This is a genomic window from Gammaproteobacteria bacterium (assembly GCA_040183005.1).
In the GTDB taxonomy this organism is placed as follows: Bacteria; Pseudomonadota; Gammaproteobacteria.
Window position 1 is genome coordinate 927,855 of the sequence record JAMPIW010000007.1, and the last position, 16,109, is coordinate 943,963.

General features: G+C 58.3%; 18 protein-coding genes and 1 pseudogene. 10 read left to right on the forward strand and 9 right to left on the reverse strand.

The features are described 5' to 3' along the window. Window positions 1-40: 40 nt before the first annotated feature. The 5 genes from M3A44_10295 to M3A44_10315 form a co-directional block, all read right to left on the reverse strand. Window positions 41-508 (reverse strand): hydrogenase maturation protease, encoded by a 468-nt coding sequence (locus M3A44_10295; protein MEQ6342016.1) that lies wholly within the window; start codon window positions 506-508, stop codon window positions 41-43. Next, the gene (locus tag M3A44_10300; GenBank protein MEQ6342017.1) at window positions 505-1,806 is read right to left on the reverse strand and encodes a Ni/Fe hydrogenase subunit alpha; all 1,302 of its coding nucleotides are present in this window, start codon (window positions 1,804-1,806) and stop codon (window positions 505-507) included. Before M3A44_10300 ends, M3A44_10295 begins: the two co-directional genes overlap by 4 nt. Then, window positions 1,790-2,584 (reverse strand): sulfhydrogenase subunit delta, encoded by a 795-nt coding sequence (locus tag M3A44_10305; GenBank protein ID MEQ6342018.1) that lies wholly within the window; start codon window positions 2,582-2,584, stop codon window positions 1,790-1,792. Before M3A44_10305 ends, M3A44_10300 begins: the two co-directional genes overlap by 17 nt. 1 nt (window position 2,585) lies before the next feature. After that, window positions 2,586-3,416, reverse strand: a complete 831-nt coding sequence (locus tag M3A44_10310) for an FAD/NAD(P)-binding protein (protein ID MEQ6342019.1) — start codon at window positions 3,414-3,416, stop codon at window positions 2,586-2,588. Window positions 3,417-3,557: 141 nt separating this feature from the next. Next, entirely contained in the window at window positions 3,558-4,682 is a 1,125-nt protein-coding gene (locus M3A44_10315; protein MEQ6342020.1) for a 4Fe-4S dicluster domain-containing protein, read from the reverse strand. A gap of 76 nt (window positions 4,683-4,758) precedes the next feature. Between M3A44_10315 and M3A44_10320 the strand changes: the two genes are divergently transcribed. From M3A44_10320 to hypE, 5 genes are read left to right on the forward strand one after another with little or no spacing between them, the layout of a single operon-like run. Then, on the forward strand, window positions 4,759-5,097 hold the full coding sequence (locus tag M3A44_10320; protein MEQ6342021.1) for a hydrogenase maturation nickel metallochaperone HypA: 339 nt from the start codon (window positions 4,759-4,761) through the stop codon (window positions 5,095-5,097). Further along, entirely contained in the window at window positions 5,094-7,379 is a 2,286-nt protein-coding gene (gene hypF, locus M3A44_10325) for a carbamoyltransferase HypF (GenBank protein MEQ6342022.1), read from the forward strand. The genes M3A44_10320 and hypF overlap by 4 nt, the downstream gene beginning before the upstream one ends. 3 nt (window positions 7,380-7,382) lie before the next feature. Continuing rightward, window positions 7,383-7,613, forward strand: a complete 231-nt coding sequence (locus M3A44_10330) for a HypC/HybG/HupF family hydrogenase formation chaperone (protein MEQ6342023.1) — start codon at window positions 7,383-7,385, stop codon at window positions 7,611-7,613. A gap of 38 nt (window positions 7,614-7,651) precedes the next feature. After that, window positions 7,652-8,776, forward strand: coding sequence for a hydrogenase formation protein HypD (gene hypD / locus M3A44_10335; protein MEQ6342024.1), 1,125 nt, complete (start codon window positions 7,652-7,654; stop codon window positions 8,774-8,776). Next, entirely contained in the window at window positions 8,773-9,867 is a 1,095-nt protein-coding gene (gene hypE, locus M3A44_10340; protein ID MEQ6342025.1) for a hydrogenase expression/formation protein HypE, read from the forward strand. The genes hypD and hypE overlap by 4 nt, the downstream gene beginning before the upstream one ends. Before the next feature lie 51 nt (window positions 9,868-9,918). Here hypE and M3A44_10345 read toward each other — a convergent pair whose 3' ends face one another. Beyond that, window positions 9,919-10,500 carry an EAL domain-containing protein gene (locus tag M3A44_10345; GenBank protein MEQ6342026.1) on the reverse strand — a complete coding sequence of 194 codons (582 nt, stop codon included), beginning with the start codon at window positions 10,498-10,500 and terminating at the stop codon, window positions 9,919-9,921. An 87-nt stretch (window positions 10,501-10,587) separates the two neighbouring features. Between M3A44_10345 and M3A44_10350 the strand changes: the two genes are divergently transcribed. The 3 genes from M3A44_10350 (at window position 10,588) to M3A44_10360 (ending at window position 12,823) form a co-directional block, all read left to right on the forward strand. Continuing rightward, complete coding sequence (locus M3A44_10350; protein MEQ6342027.1) at window positions 10,588-10,890, forward strand: IS66 family insertion sequence element accessory protein TnpB; 303 nt, start codon at window positions 10,588-10,590, stop codon at window positions 10,888-10,890. Next, complete coding sequence (gene tnpB / locus M3A44_10355) at window positions 10,857-11,228, forward strand: IS66 family insertion sequence element accessory protein TnpB (GenBank protein ID MEQ6342028.1); 372 nt, start codon at window positions 10,857-10,859, stop codon at window positions 11,226-11,228. Before M3A44_10350 ends, tnpB begins: the two co-directional genes overlap by 34 nt. Window positions 11,229-11,308: 80 nt before the next feature. Beyond that, on the forward strand, window positions 11,309-12,823 hold the full coding sequence (locus M3A44_10360; protein MEQ6342029.1) for an IS66 family transposase: 1,515 nt from the start codon (window positions 11,309-11,311) through the stop codon (window positions 12,821-12,823). A gap of 60 nt (window positions 12,824-12,883) precedes the next feature. Here the strand turns inward: M3A44_10360 and M3A44_10365 are convergent, their stop codons facing one another. The 3 genes and pseudogenes from M3A44_10365 to M3A44_10375 all read right to left on the reverse strand — a co-directional run bounded on the left by M3A44_10365 (window position 12,884) and on the right by M3A44_10375 (window position 14,326). Continuing rightward, window positions 12,884-13,213, reverse strand: coding sequence for a hypothetical protein (locus tag M3A44_10365; protein ID MEQ6342030.1), 330 nt, complete (start codon window positions 13,211-13,213; stop codon window positions 12,884-12,886). A gap of 18 nt (window positions 13,214-13,231) precedes the next feature. Then, the gene (locus M3A44_10370; GenBank protein ID MEQ6342031.1) at window positions 13,232-13,909 is read right to left on the reverse strand and encodes an FKBP-type peptidyl-prolyl cis-trans isomerase; all 678 of its coding nucleotides are present in this window, start codon (window positions 13,907-13,909) and stop codon (window positions 13,232-13,234) included. Window positions 13,910-14,164: 255 nt separating this feature from the next. After that, window positions 14,165-14,326 (reverse strand): annotated as a pseudogene (locus M3A44_10375) (dihydroorotate dehydrogenase (quinone)). Window positions 14,327-14,603: 277 nt separating this feature from the next. On the opposite strand from M3A44_10375, the gene M3A44_10380 reads away from it, so the two are divergent. Together M3A44_10380 and M3A44_10385 are read left to right on the forward strand one after the other, a co-directional pair. Continuing rightward, window positions 14,604-15,317 (forward strand): type 1 glutamine amidotransferase, encoded by a 714-nt coding sequence (locus tag M3A44_10380; protein MEQ6342032.1) that lies wholly within the window; start codon window positions 14,604-14,606, stop codon window positions 15,315-15,317. A gap of 28 nt (window positions 15,318-15,345) precedes the next feature. Next, window positions 15,346-16,104, forward strand: coding sequence for a hypothetical protein (locus tag M3A44_10385; protein MEQ6342033.1), 759 nt, complete (start codon window positions 15,346-15,348; stop codon window positions 16,102-16,104). Window positions 16,105-16,109: the final 5 nt, after the last annotated feature.

A 16,109-nucleotide genomic window follows, 5' to 3' on the forward strand; every position in this document is an offset into this window, starting at 1 on the left:
GGTGGATACATTCTTGGCGACGTAATCTACCGTTGTAGAACTATCCCTCCGGCAAAAGTTCTTCCTTGATCCTCTCCACCAGCATGGGCAACGCCCCGACGGTTTCGGGAGCTAAGGTATCGCACTGGTCAAGATTGCACACCTCCACGCCGTAGAGCACCAGTCTCGCCGGCAGCATCCCCAGCGTTCTGCCCAGCGCCAGGCTTTCGGCCACACCAAAGCCATGACTGGAGAGCAATGCCGCCTCCATCTCGATCTCTTCATCCTGCAAGCGGCGGACCGTGCCGGGCACGGCGCCGCTGCGCATGGCATCAATGAGAATGACGTGGGAGGCCCCCTCCATGAGCATGAGCAATCCGCTGGCCGGTCGATCACAGCATTGCACACTCACCAGACCTTGCGGAAAATGCCCCAGCAATCCCGATCTGCGGACGGCCTCTGCCGCCTCCCAACCCAGCCGATCGTCACCGAAGGGCGAGCCGATGCCGATGATGCGGATCGGTATCACGGATAGTCTCTTACGGTGAGCTTTAGAAAATGCGTAGCGCAGGAAATGCAGGGGTCGTAGTTTCTGATCACCGTCTCGGCGCGCCGGCGCAAGTCTTCATCGCTGTTGGCAAGCCCGAAGGCATCCAGTGACCGGCGCAGGTCCTCTTCGATGCGCGCCTGGTTCTGGCTGGTGGGCGGCACGATGCGCGCGATCATAATCCGTCCCGTGTCGTCCGTTTCATAGCGGTGCCAAAGAATGCCGCGCGGCGCCTCTGTGCAACCGTAGCCAACACCCGCGTGCGGCACGACGGGAACACAAGGTGCAGATGGATATTCATAGCCTTCCAGTAATCGCACTGCCTCGCTCAGGGCATAGTAAACCTCGATGGCGCGTGCCACGATGCTGTGGAACATGTTGCGACTGGGGAAGGCAATGCCCGTTGCCTGCAAGGCGCGAGTCACCTGCTCCGGCAGCCTGTCCAGATTGAGGTTGAGGCGCGCCAGAGGCCCCACCAGATAAGGTTGATCATGCAACAAGCTGTGCAACGCGGTGGAGTGCGGCACCTGGAATTCGCGGAAGTGATGCTCGTATTCGGCGACGAGAATATCCAACCCGGCGCTTGAGACGATGCGGCCCTCGTTCATGGGGTACTCATCGGGGTGACGCAGAGCGACGCTGGTAAAGGATTGATCGTCCTGAGGCAGGTTTAGCGAGCCCGTCCAGGCGACCAGCGCCTCTGCATCGGGCAGTGCAGCACGCAGTTTATCCAATAACGCACTCACGTCTTGCTGATCCGGCGCACGGTAAAATCCGCCGACGCGCACGCCCACTGGATGCACCGAACGCCCGCCAAACAGCCGGATAATGGCGTTACCCAACCCTTGCAGGCGCAGGCCGCGGCGCACCTCATCAGGATAATCGCGCGCCATGGCGATGGCGTTGTCATAGCCCAGAAAATCCGGTGCAGCCAACAGGTGAATATGCAGGCTGTGGCTTTCCATCCACTCGCCGCAATACAACACCCGGCGCATGGCGCGTACCCAAGGACTGGGCTGCGCACCGAAAATGCTCTCCAGGGCATGCACCGCGCTCATCTGGTAGGCCACCGGGCAGATGCCGCAAATGCGCGCCACCATGTCCGGCACCTCATTGTAATCGCGCCCTTCCAGAAACTTCTCGAACAGGCGCGGCGGCTCGTAGATGCGCAGCTTCAGGTCGGCGATGTGACCGTCGCGGATGGCGATGTCGAGCGCACCCTCCCCTTCTACACGCGCCAGCACCGGCACATGGATGTTGATTTCACGGTTTTCCGCCATGCGCCTCTCCCTTGGCGCGCAACCCTGCTTCATTGAAGGCGGGTGCGGCATTATTGATAAACAGGAAGCGCCTGGCGATATCGTCCGGCGCCAATCCCAGCCCCTCCAGACGCCGCGCAAGGCCCGCCGTGTTGGGGTTCTCGGCAGGGCCGTAGCAGGCATAGCAATCCCGCCCAAAGGCCGGACACAGCGCGCCGCAACCGGTACGCGTCACCGGCCCCATGCAGGGTATGCCCTTGGCGACCATCACGCACACTGTTTGATTGCGTTTGCATTCCATGCACACCTTGTCCTGCTCCTCTGCCGGCACCACACCCAAGAGCAATGCCCGCAACGCGCCCAGCACCTGTCGGCTGCTGACTGGACAGCCCCACAGTTCCAGATCGACCTTGACGTGGCTGGCGATGGGCGTCACCGTGGCCAGGCTGTGGATGTATTCAGGCTGGGCGTATACCGCTGCAATCCATTTTCCACCGTCTGCCAGATTACGTAAGGCCTGCACGCCGCCAGCGGTGGCGCAGGCCCCCATGGTCACCAGAAACCGGCTATTCGCACGCACCTGTTGGATACGCTCTACCTCGTCAGGCGTGGAGATACTGCCTTCCACGAAGGCAATATCCACTTTGGCCTGCGCATCCACCGGCCCTGCTTCGGCAAAATGCACGAAATCGACCAGCTCCGCCGCACGCAGCAGATCCTCGCCAAGATTCAAAAACGCGAGCTGGCAGCCATCGCAGGAGCTGAATTTATGAACCGCAACCTTGGGTTTCCCGCTCATATCAAAAGCCTCTTACACCCAGCAGTTCTTTAATCTGGGAATAGGAAAACACCGGCCCCTGCCGACAGATAAAGCTCGCACCAAACTGGCAATGCCCGCATTGACCGATGGCGCATTGCATGTTGCGCTCCATGCTCAGATAGATGCTGTCCTCAGCAAGGCCGCGCTCCGTCAGGTTACGCACCGCCGCGCGCATCATGCCTTCCGGCCCGCACATCATCGCCACGGTGCGTTCCGGCGTAATCTCCACTTGATCGAATACTTCCGTCACCAAACCGACATGCCACGGCCAAAGTGGACCGCCATGATCGGCGGCGAGCAGTACTTGAGTATCGGGCAGTGTATTCCAATAGGCGTAACGTTCACGCCAGATAAGCTCCTCGGCATGCTTCACTCCTTGAATCACAGTGAGGCTGCCAAACCGCTCACGGCGCATGATGATGTAATTGATCACACCCACCACCGGCGCACAGCCCAAACCACCCGTGACGACCACAATGTCCTTACCCTCCGCCTCCGCCAACGGCCAACCGCGCCCATACGGCCCGCGCAGACCCAGCCGCTCACCCACGCCGAGACGGGAAAGCCCCTCCGTCACCCGCCCCACAGCGCGGATGGTATGCCCGAGCAGGCTTGTATCCTGCGGATCGGACGCAATAGAAATCGGCACTTCGCCTACCCCATACAGATAGACCATATTGAATTGGCCCGGCGCAAAGCGATACGCCTGGCGTGCCTCTGCGTCAACAACACGCAGGCGCAAAGTAAAAATCGTGGGCGACTCCTGGATACGTTCGACGACCTCCGCCTCCCAGGGCACATGAGGATTCATCTTAAAACCTCTTTTTGTCCACGAAATTCACGAAATAAAAAAATATGGATTTCTTCAGAAATACACCGGAAAAATAACGATATGTATTTGAATATTTTCGTGTTTTTTCGTAACTTTCGTGGATAACTGAATTTTTTAGGTTCATAGTGGCGGCTCTCCGCAAATGGCCGTCGCTTCTTCAGTAATGTCGATGCCCGTCGGACACCAGGTAACGCAACGCCCACACCCCACACAGCCGCTGCGTCCGTATTGTTCATGCCAACTGCCGAGTTTGTGGGTCAGCCACTGGCGATAGCGCGTTCGGGTATCGCTGCGCACCACGACACCATGAATATAACTGTGCCCACGGGTAAAACAGGAATCCCACTCGCGCGAATGTTCTGCATTGTTGCCATCAAGACTGGGTTGCTCAGATTCACTGGAACAAAAACAGGTGGGGCACACCGATGTGCAATTTCCGCATGACAGGCAGCGCTCCGCCACTTCTTCCCAGCGCGGGTGCTCAAGATTTGCAAACAGGGCATCGCGTAAATTGCGCCCCGGCAAGCGGCGGGACTGCGAACGGGCAGCATGGGCAATCTCATCCTCCGCCTGCGCAATCTGTTCCGCTGCCGCCGCCGAACACCCAAGCGCATCGAGCAACGCCTTACCGCGCACACTCCCTGCCTCCGCAACAAAACCGCTATCCAGCTCAGAGAGTGCAATATCAAAACCGTGCGTGGCGCGTGGCCCGTCGCCTGTCGAAACGCAAAAGCACGTCGCCGCCGGATGGCTACAATGAACTGCAACGATAAAAATATTTTCCCGCCGTTTGGCATAAGCAGGATCGGGATAAGCACCACCCAGAAAATGTTTATCCTGCAAGGCAAGCGCAGCCAAATCGCAGGCACGCACGCCGATCACTGCAATCGGTTTGACATCCAGCTGCACTTCACGAAAAGCGAGGCGACCTTCGGTATCACGCACCACACGCCATAACACCTCGCGCGGCGCAAACAGAAAGGGCTTGAGCGCCTGCGGCCCGTTGGCCCAGGCGAACTGACGCGGGCTAGATACCTGCTCAATATGATATTCACCCGGCGCCTGTCGGTCATGCACCCCCTGCGGTAACGCAGCCGTCTCAGTCAAGGTTTCGTAGATGATCGCGCCTTCCTTGAGCCGTGGGCCGACACAGCGGAAACCACTGCCGGTCAACGCATCAAGCACACGCTGCAGCGCATCACGCGGTAGAAATACCCGGCTTACATCCGGCGCGCCCTCCAGCATCGTCACACCTCCTCAATCGCCCTGCATTTACATAGGCTATCATACAATCATCTTGACACCACCAAGGAGTCCGCCCATGCACGAATCTTCCATTTGTCGCAGTCTGCTACAACACGTCGAAACCCTGGCGCATGAACAAAATGCAGCATCCATCAAGCGCATCACCGTCAGACTCGGGCCACTATCCGGCATCACACCCTGGCAACTCGAAGGAGCCTATAACCATACACGTCCGGGCACCGCAGCAGAACACGCCGAACTCATCATCGAACATGCCCCCATCCGCGTAAAATGCCGCCAATGCGATGCGGAAAGCGAAGTGACTCTGGACAACCTAAACTGCGCTCACTGCGGTAACCACCAAACAACACTACTCTCTGGTGACGAATTCATATTGGTAGGTATCACAGTGTGACAATAGAGATACAACGCCTGCGCATACAGCTGTACGGCGTGGTGCAGGGCGTGGGGTTTCGACCGTTTGTCTATCGTCTGGCGGTGGCATTGGGGCTTGCCGGCTGGGCTGCCAACACTGCGCGGGGTTTGACTGTCGAGGTGGAAGGCTCTGCGAGCGCGATTGACCGCTTTATCGAACGACTGGCGCGGGAAAAACCGCCGCACGCGATTATTCAACGACAGGAAACAATGTTCATCGAACCTGCCGGTGACACGGGCTTTACGCTGCGTGAGAGCCTTGCCGAATGGAGTGTGGATCATCACGCGTTGATCTTGCCGGATCTGGCGACCTGCCCGGATTGCATCGAGGAAATTTTTGATGCTGACAACCGCCGTTACCGTTATCCTTTCACCAATTGTACCCAATGTGGCCCGCGCTACAGTATCATCAATGCGTTGCCTTATGATCGCGCCCATACCACCCTGCGGCATTTCGCTCTGTGTCCGGCCTGCGCGGCGGAATACAACGACCCGCATGACCGGCGCTTTCATGCCCAGCCCATCGCATGCCCAGACTGCGGCCCCCAGCTTGCATTGTGGGATATCGCAGGAGCACCTCTGGCATCAAACAAAAAAGCCTTACTCAATGCCGCCGAAGCGATTCGCGGGGGAGCAACCATTGCGGTGAAGGGTTTGGGTGGCTTTCACCTCATGGTCGATGCGCGCAACGAGCCGGCTGTACGCCGCCTGCGTGATTGCAAGCGGCGCAGGAGTAAACCGTTTGCCGTGATGTTCTCTACGTTGGACGGGATCAAGACTCACTGCGAGGTGTCGGACATTGAAGAACATCTGCTGCTATCGGCTGCAAGCCCTATTGTGCTGTTGAAGCGTCAGCACGGCGGGGACATTGCGTCTTCCGTTTCTCCAGGGAATCCTTATCTTGGTGTCATGTTTCCTTATACACCATTACACCATCTGCTGCTTAGGGCGCTTGGCTTTCCCGTGGTGGCGACCAGCGGCAACCTTTCCGGCGAACCGATCTGCACCGATGAATTCGACGCACTTGATCGACTGCGCGACATCGCCGACTTTTTTCTAGTGCATGATCGCCCTATCGCCCGGCCTGTAGACGATTCCGTAGTACGCGTGATGATGGGACGAGAGCTGGTATTGCGCCGCGCACGTGGTTATGCACCACTGCCTATTGAAGTAAACACGCATTTGCCTGCGGTGCTCGCCGTGGGCGGCCATTTGAAGAACACGGTGGCGCTCTCCTTAGGCAATAGCATCGTACTCAGCCAGCCGGTCGGCGACTTGGAAACGACACGGGCTGCGCAGGCGCTGGAACACACCGTGGCCGATCTCAACGGGCTTTATGCCGCAACACCTTGCGCTGTCGCCTGCGATACCCATCCCGATTATTATTCTTCACAGCTTGCAAACCGGCTGGGACTGCCGCTAATCGCCGTCCAACACCATTACGCCCATGTGCTATCCTGCATGGCAGATAACGGACTGGAGGCGCCGGTGCTGGGGGTGACGTGGGACGGCGCGGGCCTGGGAGCAGACGGCACACTGTGGGGCGGGGAGTTTTTGCGGATCACAGAAGCAGGTTTTGAGCGGGCGGCTCATCTGCGCACATTTATGCTGCCCGGCGCGGAGCAGGCTATCAGGCAGCCGCGCCGGGCCGCCCTGGGTCTACTTTATGAACTCTTCAGCGACGATCTGTTTACGAGGAAAGGGCTCGCACCGATGGACACCTTTGCACCAGCGGAACTGGGGGTTCTACGGCGCATGATGGAACGGGGCATCAACACTCCGCGGACCTCCAGCGCCGGGCGCCTGTTCGACGCGGTAAGCACCATGCTTGGGCTATGTCAGATCAACGACTTTGAAGGGCAGGCGGCCATGGCGTTGGAGTTCGCGGCAGAGGCGCATGGCGCGGCAGACGAGGCGTATCCCTTCCGACTCGAACAGCAGAGATCCCCGGTCGTCGTGGATTGGGGGCCAATGATTCATGGCATCCTTGATGACCTGAAAAATGGCCTGTCAACAGGACGAATCGCCGCGAAATTTCACAACACCCTGGCCGACATCATCGCCACGGTTGCCACAACCCTCGGAGAGACACGCGTGGTATTAACCGGGGGCTGCTTTCAAAATAGCTATTTAACGTGCCGCACGGTAGAGCGGTTGCGCGACGTCGGCTGCACACCCTACTGGCACACACATGTTCCGCCTAATGACGGCGGGCTGGCGCTGGGGCAGATCATCGCTGCAGCGCGTGTGCTAAAGGAGTGAACCATGTGCCTGGCTATCCCCGGCAAGATTCTCAGCATAACCGATGAAGACGATGATCTGCTGCGCACTGCGCGGGTAAGTTTCGGGGGCATTGTTAAAGAGATTAGCCTCGCAGGCGTGCCCGAGGCGAAACTCGGTGACTATGTCATCGTACATGCCGGTTTCGCCCTGGCTCAGCTCGATGAGCAAGAGGCGCAGCAGGTGTTCACCACGTTACGGCAAATGGAGCAGTAGGTGTTCTCCATGCTGCGGAAAATGGAAGAGCAGTCCCGATGAAATTCGTTGACGAATACCGTGACAAGGATGCCGCCGCGCGCATGGCGGCCGTCATCGCGCAGGTGACAACACGGCCCTGGACGATCATGGAGATATGTGGCGGACAGACTCATGCCATCGTCAAATACGGCGTGGATCAACTGTTGCCCGACGCGATTACCCTGGTACACGGCCCAGGCTGCCCGGTGTGTGTGACGCCCGTGGAACTGATTGACAAAGCCCTTGAAATTGCCGCTCTGCCCGAAGTAATTTTCTGTTCGTTCGGTGACATGCTGCGCGTGCCCGGCTCACATCGCGACCTGCTCACCGTCAAGGCCAATGGCGGGGATGTACGCATCGTCTATGCCCCCCTGGACGCCGTCAAACTTGCACAACGTCATCCCGAGAAACAGGTAGTATTTTTCGCAGTCGGTTTCGAGACCACCGCACCCGCCACGGCGCTGGCAGTGCTTCAGGCAAGCCGGCTGAACATCACCAATTTTTCCATGCTGGTTGCGCATGTGTGCGTGCCGCCAGCGATCGTAACGATACTGTCCGCACAGCACAATCAAGTACAGGGTTTCCTCGCCGCCGGGCATGTATGCACCGTCATGGGCTACACGGAGTATGAACCACTGGCGCAGCGTTATCGCACACCCATCATCGTCACCGGCTTCGAGCCGCTTGATATTCTGCATGGGATATACCTGTGCGTGAAACAACTCGAAGAAGGCCGCGCCAGCGTGGAAAACCAATACGCCCGTGCCGTGCGCAGAGAAGGAAGCGGCGAGGCACAACAACTCATCACCGAGGTGTTTGAAGTGACGCCCCGCCAATGGCGCGGACTGGGTGCAATTGCAGACAGCGGTCTGGGATTACGCGAGCGCTATGCGGGATTCGACGCGCTACGGCGTTTTGGCGCAGCCGCCTCTGGCGCAACGACACCCACTGAATGCATCAGCGGACTGGTGTTACAAGGGATCAAGAAACCCCAAGAGTGCCCCGCCTTCGGCAAACGCTGCACACCCGAACAACCATTGGGCGCACCAATGGTTTCGTCAGAAGGCGCCTGCGCGGCCTATTATCGTTACCGGCGCCAGCCGCCGCATTCACGCCCCACTTTGCAAGAAACGAATCCATGACAGACGACATCAACACTGTAATCGAACCAGGACTCGTTCGCCCTGTAATCGAACCGGCGCTCGTTTGCCCCGCCCCCATCAACCAGCATTCACAAATCCTGCTGGCCCACGGTGGCGGCGGCAGGCTGATGCAACAGCTCCTCGATACCGTGTTCCTGCCCGCGTTCGCCAATCCCTTACTCAACGCGCGTCATGACAGCGCGGTGATCGAGTTCGGCACAACGCGGCTAGCCTTCACGACCGACTCTTACGTGGTACAACCGCTGTTCTTCCCCGGCGGCGATATCGGCAGCCTGGCGGTTAACGGCACCATCAATGACCTCGCCATGTGCGGCGCGCGGCCATTGTTCTTGAGCGCGGGATTCATCATCGAAGAAGGCCTGCCCATGGAAACCCTGCAACGGGTGGTAACGTCGATGCGCCACGCCGCCCACGCCGCTGGCGTCACCATCGTCACGGGCGACACGAAAGTGGTGGACAAAGGCAAAGGCGACGGCCTGTTTATCAACACGGCCGGAATCGGCATCATTGAACACACCCTGCGCATCGCACCGGGCACTGTGCAGTCCGGTGACGCCATTCTGTTGAGTGGAGACATCGGACGCCACGGTATCGCCATCATGGCCATGCGCGAAGGGTTGAACTTTGAGAGCACCATCGAAAGTGACTGTGCCGCGCTTGCCGCGCCCGTGCTGGAACTCATTCAAGCCGGGATCGACATCCATTGCCTGCGCGACCTCACACGCGGTGGTCTGGCCGCCGCGCTCATCGAAATCGCCGAAGCCGCATGCCTACAGATCGACATCGAAGAAAGCCTCATCCCGGTGGTGCAAGAGGTACAAGGCGCCTGCGAACTGCTCGGCCTCGATCCGCTCCACGTTGCCAATGAAGGGCGTTTCGTCGCCTTTATTCCCGCAGGACAAGTCAACCAGACCCTCGACATTCTCCGCCGCCACCCGTTGGGCCAAGAGGCCTGTCTGATCGGCCATGCGCAACACGGCACCGCCGGACGAGTAACATTACAAACCCGCATCGGCGTACAGCGTATCGTCGACAGACTCAGCGGCGAACAGCTACCGCGCATTTGTTGACAAGCCCGCAAGGCGAGTCCCTGCAGTAGGTTCCAATTGGCGCTTTTAGGTTTAACGCCTCTGTGCCGCCAATTTGGACGTGAGCACGTTTTTGGCGAGCAGGGCGGCGAATTGATCTGTCGGCACTGGCGGGCTGTAGTAATAGCCCTGGACGAAATCGCAGCCGTTCTTTTGCAGGAACTCGACTTGCTCGCTGTTTTCCGCGCCCTCGGCGACGACACGCAATTCCAGGCTATGGGCCAAGGCAATGATCGCTGTGCAGATAGCGGCGTCGTCCTGGTCGCTGATGACGTCGCGCACGAAGGTGCGGTCTACCTTGAGCGTATGCAAGGGAAATCTCTTCAGGTAGCCCACTGAAGAGTAGCCAGTACCGAAGTCGTCGATGGATAACTGCACGCCCATGGCATTGATATCGTCCAGGATGAGGCTCGCGGCGGCGGCGTCGCGTGCCAGGATACCTTCAGTCAGCTCCAGCTCGAGATATTCCGCCGGCACCTCTGTCTCGCGCAAGGCGCTTTCTATGGCGCGCAGCAAGGTACCGGATTGGAACTGACGGCCAGCCACGTTCACGGCTATACGCAGCGGCGGCAGGCCGGCGGCGCACCAAGCGAGGTGCTGACGACATGCTTGCATGATGACCCACTGTAAGCGGCTAGCCGTCCCACCTGTAGTTTTCCGCGAAGCCCGTGCACTCTTGCTGCTTTTTCGGAGGGACTCCAGATGGCGAAGAGGCATGGGCAGGAATTCTGGCGAGAGCATCTTGAAGCCTGGCGTCGAAGTGATCTGACGCAGAGTGAATACTGTGCGAACCAAGGGTTGGGTGAGAAGGCGTTTTATCGCTGGCGGCGCAAGGAGAGGGAAGCCGTTGCATCGGCAAAGTCATCCCTCACCTTGGTGCCGGTCAGCGTGGGTGCACCGGTAACGGGGAACGTCGTACGGCTCCACAGTCCGGGCGGCTGGAGAATCGAGTTGCCGGCGGACGGGGCTCCATGGCTGGCCGACCTGTTGCGGCAACTGCCATGATCCCGGCACCGACCCAAGTCTGGCTGGTGGTCGAACCGATCGACATGCGTGCCGGCATCGATGGCCTCTCCCAGCGGGTACAAAACACGCTCGGCCGGTCCCCTTGCGACGGCACGGCCTACGCCTTCCGCAACCGACGCCAGAACCGCCTCAAGCTCCTGATCTGGGATGGCACCGGCGTCTGGCTCTGCCAGCGTCGCCTGCATCGTGGTCACTTTATCTGGCCGACATCGGACGCCACCACCTTCGCCCTCACGCCAGCACAATGGGACTGGCTGACCGCCGGTGTCGACTGGCAAAGACTCTCGGCGCCACCGCCGTCACAGTGGCAAGTGTGAGCGCGTTATTTTAGTGAATAAACAGCCTAAAACCCTTGCCGTTACTGGCTTGCGGAGCATGCCAGTGGTAAAATACAGGCATGGATTTAGCCGCCGAACTCGCCCAATTCAAGCCCGATCCCGCCTTGGCGGAATGGATAGGCAAGCTGCTCGAAAGAACCCAAAAAGATGCGCTCAAAATCCAAGCCCTGACCTTCGAGCTCGCCTACTACAAGCGCATTCGCTTTGCCAACAAGAGTGAACAGTTCTCCTTGGAGCAGCGCGAGCTGTTCGAGGAAAGCTGGAATACCGACACCAGCGCGCTGGAAGCCGAAGTGGAACAGCTGGCATCTACCCGGCAACCCAAGCGCGAACGCGCCGGTCGCCAGCCGTTGCCGGATCATCTCCCGCGCATCGAGCACCGGCATGAGCCGGAATCGTGCACCTGCGGCCAGTGCGGCAAGGATCTGGTCAAGATCGGCGAAGACATCAGCGAGCAACTGGATGTCGAGCCCGCCCGCTTCTTCGTGCATCGCCACATTCGTCCGCAGTATGCTTGCCGTGCTTGTGAGACCGTCAGTGCGGCGCCGATTCCGCCGGCGGTCATCGACGGCGGCATGGCGGCGCCGGGCCTGCTCACCTGGGTGATGGTCAGCAAATTCATGGATCACCTGCCTCTCTACCGGCTGGAGCAGATCGCGGCCCGCAGTGGGGTTACCCTGTCACGCTCCACCTTGGCCGAATGGGTAGGTCGCATTGGCGTGGCACTCCAGCCGCTGGCCGACCGGCTGGCCGAGAGACTCCGCCAGCGCACCGTCTTGCACGCCGACGAGACCCCAGTGCAGCAACTCGACCCCGGACGGGGAAAAACGCTACGCGCCTTCCTCTGGGCCTACCGAAGTTGCGATCTCGAACAGGGAGACCCCCTCGTCCTCTTCGACTACCAGACCGACCGGCGCGGCAAACATGCCAGGAACTTCCTGCAAGGCTGGAAGGGTGCCCTTATGGTCGATGATTATGCCGGCTACAAAGGCCTGTTCGCCCACGCCGTGGTGGAACTGGCGTGCCTGGCCCATGCGCGGCGGAAATTCTACGATCTGCATGCCGCCCATCAGAGTCCGATCGCGGCCGAGGCATTGAAGCGCATTGCCGGGCTCTATGCCATCGAAGATCAGGGCAGGACCCTGGGCATCGAGGATCGCCAGGCATTACGCCAGCAACACGCCAAGCCGAAGCTGGACGAATTCCATGCCTGGCTCCAGCGCACACGGCTCACCACCGCCACGGGTAGCGGCACCGCCAAGGCCATCGATTACAGCCTCAAACGCTGGGATGCAATCAAGCGCTACCTCGGGGATGGCCGTTACCCCATCGATAACAACCCGGTGGAAAATGCTATCCGTCCTATTGCGCTTGGTAAAAAGAATTGGCTGTTCACCGGCAGTGAACGCGCGGGCCGCCGCGCCGCCGCCATCCAGAGCCTGTTCGCAACGGCGAAACTCAACGGCATCGAGCCGGCTGCCTGGCTGAAGGATACGCTGGAGAAACTGCCGACCTGGCCTAACAGCCGCATTGATGAGTTGTTGCCGTTGCGGTCTGTACAGGCATCAGGCTGAACTGTACAGGTGGAGCGGCTGGACGCTTACCGTTTTTTTCAGGTTACCTCAAGTTCTTTGCTAGCGACGGATCGGACTCCAATACCCCGTATAGTGGCGCACGTCCCGGTCGCTGAGGCGGCCGTTGACGTACAACTGGTTGACCTCGCTGCGGGTAAAGACTTTGATCGTGCGCTCGTCGTCCTCGTAGCGCCATTCTCCCTGCAGCACCAATTCGAATAGCGTTACCATGATGTCGTCGAAACGGATAGCGTGGTCCTTGGCCAGACGCGCGAAATCGTCGATGCGCAGCGCTACGCCTTTTTTCTGATACTCGTCGCGGGCCAGGGCTTCCAAGGCCACGTCCCACTTGGGGATAGGCTCATTTGAGTCAGGAATTTTGTCAGTCACGGGTCATCCTCCAGTCTGTTATTTGATTTCCAATAATTCGATTTCAAACACCAGCGTCTCGTTGGGGCCTATCGGGCCGCCAGCACCTTTAGGGCCGTAGGCCAGCTGGGAGGGAATGACCGCCTGCCATTTAGAACCAGTGGGCATGAGTTGCAGCACTTCCTGCCAGCCCTTGATGACCTGGTCGACGCGGAACTTGACGGGCTGCCCGCGCTTGTAGGAACTGTCAAACTCCTCACCATTGATAAGAGTGCCACGGTAGTTGACCATTACCGAGTCCGAAGCCTTGGGTTTCTTGCCTGTGCCAGCTTTGAGCACTTTGTACTGTATGCCACTAGCGAGCTCCGTTACGCCTGCTTGTTTTTTGTTGCTGGCCAGATAGGCCTGCCCGGCCTTCTGATTCTTACCCGCAATGGCGAGCTGTTCCTGTTCGCGCCTCTTGCTATAAGTCTCCATGACAGCCTGCATCTGTTCCTGCGTCAATCTGGGAGGCGTGGCACTCATAGCGTCCTGAATGGCTTGATTCATGGCCTTGGTATCCACCTTCAAACCATCCTGTTTGAGGGTCATACCGAACTGATAGCCGATAACGTAGCTGAACTTCTGCTCGTCGGTACTCAGTGCTGTAGCATCCACGGCATAGCTATTGGCACAAACAACCGCCGCAAAAGCGCCGAGCACAAATCTGATCTTCATAAATATTCCTCTGGGTAATCGTCATAATATGGTCGCCGGACTGAATAGCCCGGAACTGCGGGCTATCTTCCCATAAGTGCGCCCGTGATCCAAGGACCCACGGTATTGCATTACCATCATCAGCTTGATCGAATTTATCCTAAATTGTTGATTACGCGAAATAGGGCTCACACTGCTGTTCGTGGTGAAATTATCGAACCATGAACAGCCCTTCGACAGGCTCAATGTATAGGCTGGGTCCCAGGCCGGCGTAACAATGGCTTCGAGATCTTCCTGGGCGAGATCTGGGGCGATTTTGAGCAGGCAGGGGCAGGGCTGACGGCCATGCTGCGCGGCGAGGCGCCGGTTGGCGGCCTACACTTCAGCCATCTCAGCCATCAATGTGTCCAGATAATCGGCGCCCTGCAATAAACCCAGATTGTCCATTAGGCGAAATAGAGCGCACAACGCCGTTCGTGGTGAGCTTATCGAACCATGAACGGCCCTTCGACAGGCTCAGGGCGAACGGTTTTGGGACTAATGGACCATCTGGGATAAACGTAACCCAGGTGTATTTGGCGAGCTGATATTTTACGTTTATGACAGCAATATGCTGGCCGTTGACCCAATCTCACCTCACTTTAGGTGATAATACACCCATGCGAAACTTCAAATATTGCCAAAACATCCAAACACACGAACCAAGGGCGCCAACATGAAACCACTCTACATCTTCCGCCACCTTGAGCACGAAGGCCCCGGCTATCTCACCGAGGTATTGGACAAGCACAATATCCCTTACCAGCTCATACGCATCGACCAGGGCGATGCCATCCCCAACAGTCTGGACAACACCAGCGGTCTGGTATTCATGGGCGGCAATATGAGCATCAATGATCCGCTGCCATGGATCGATGAAGAGATTGCCTTGATCCGCCTCGCCGCCGAGGCAGACATGCCGATGCTAGGCCACTGCCTGGGCGGCCAGCTCATCAGCAAGGCGCTGGGCGGCAAGGTAACGACGAATCCCGTGAAAGAGATCGGCTGGCACGCTGCGCAGAGAGTAGATAACGCCGTGGCGCACGATTGGCTGGGTGATTTGCCCCAAGAGATGGAAATGTTCCACTGGCACGGCGAAACCTTCACCATCCCTGATGGAGCAACGCGCATCCTGCAAAGCCGATATTGCACTAACCAGGCGTTCGTCATCGGCAACATCCTCGGCCTGCAATGCCACGTAGAAATGACGCCGGACATGGTTCGTGAGTGGGCGCGTTGCTCCCCGGGTGAACTTGCCGCCCCTTCCGAGAGCGTGCAAAGCGCAGCGCAGATGACGAAGAACCTAGAGGCCCGCGTCAGCGACCTAAACGAGGTTGCAGACACGCTCTATGACCGATGGTTACAGCCTTTTCGGCGGTCTGGTGTATAATTCATACGATTTATGAAGGTTAATCGCCATGAACAGTTACACCAAATTTAGTTACCCTCAATTCGGGGAGTTACCCTCAAGCTTAAAAGTGTTGTATACCTGCATACTGATTATTCTCGGCATCGGCTATATATTTGCGATGATCCAAATCTACGAGGTTCATGCCGGACGAGACGGCAAGCCCGGCATTTCGGTCAGGGATATCGTAATCGCCTATAGAGGCGACAAGTCAGCCAGCCGTATTGAGGGGGCGCTCAATGGCCCAATGTCAGGCATGCTGCCCGCAGAAGAAAAGGCGACCATCATCGCTTGGGTCCATGATGGCGAGAAGGCGGACGTGTTCAATGAGAGGATTGAACCCATTTTAAAGGCGCGCTGCCAAGCGTGTCACAGTGGCTCCAACCCCCACATCCCCACACTGATGAGCTACGATGACGTGAAGACCGTGGCGCAGGTCGACACAGGGGTGAGTATTGGCACATTAGTGCGGGTATCCCATATTCATCTCTTTGGATTAACCTTCATCTTTGGTTTTCTCGGCCTGGTTTTCAGCCACAGCTACATGCGTCGGCCCCATATGAAGTCAGTGATTATCGTATTGCCTTTCCTGGCGATACTGATGGATATTACGTCCTGGTGGCTGACCAAGGTGTCTGAACCCTTCGGATATGTCGTTATCGCCAGCGGCGCGCTAATGGCGTTTTCATTCACGGTTCAGTGGGTTGTGTCGTTCTACCAGATGTGGTTCTTTAAATGCCCCAGCGGGGAAGTGTGTCTTCCCAAGTAACGCCA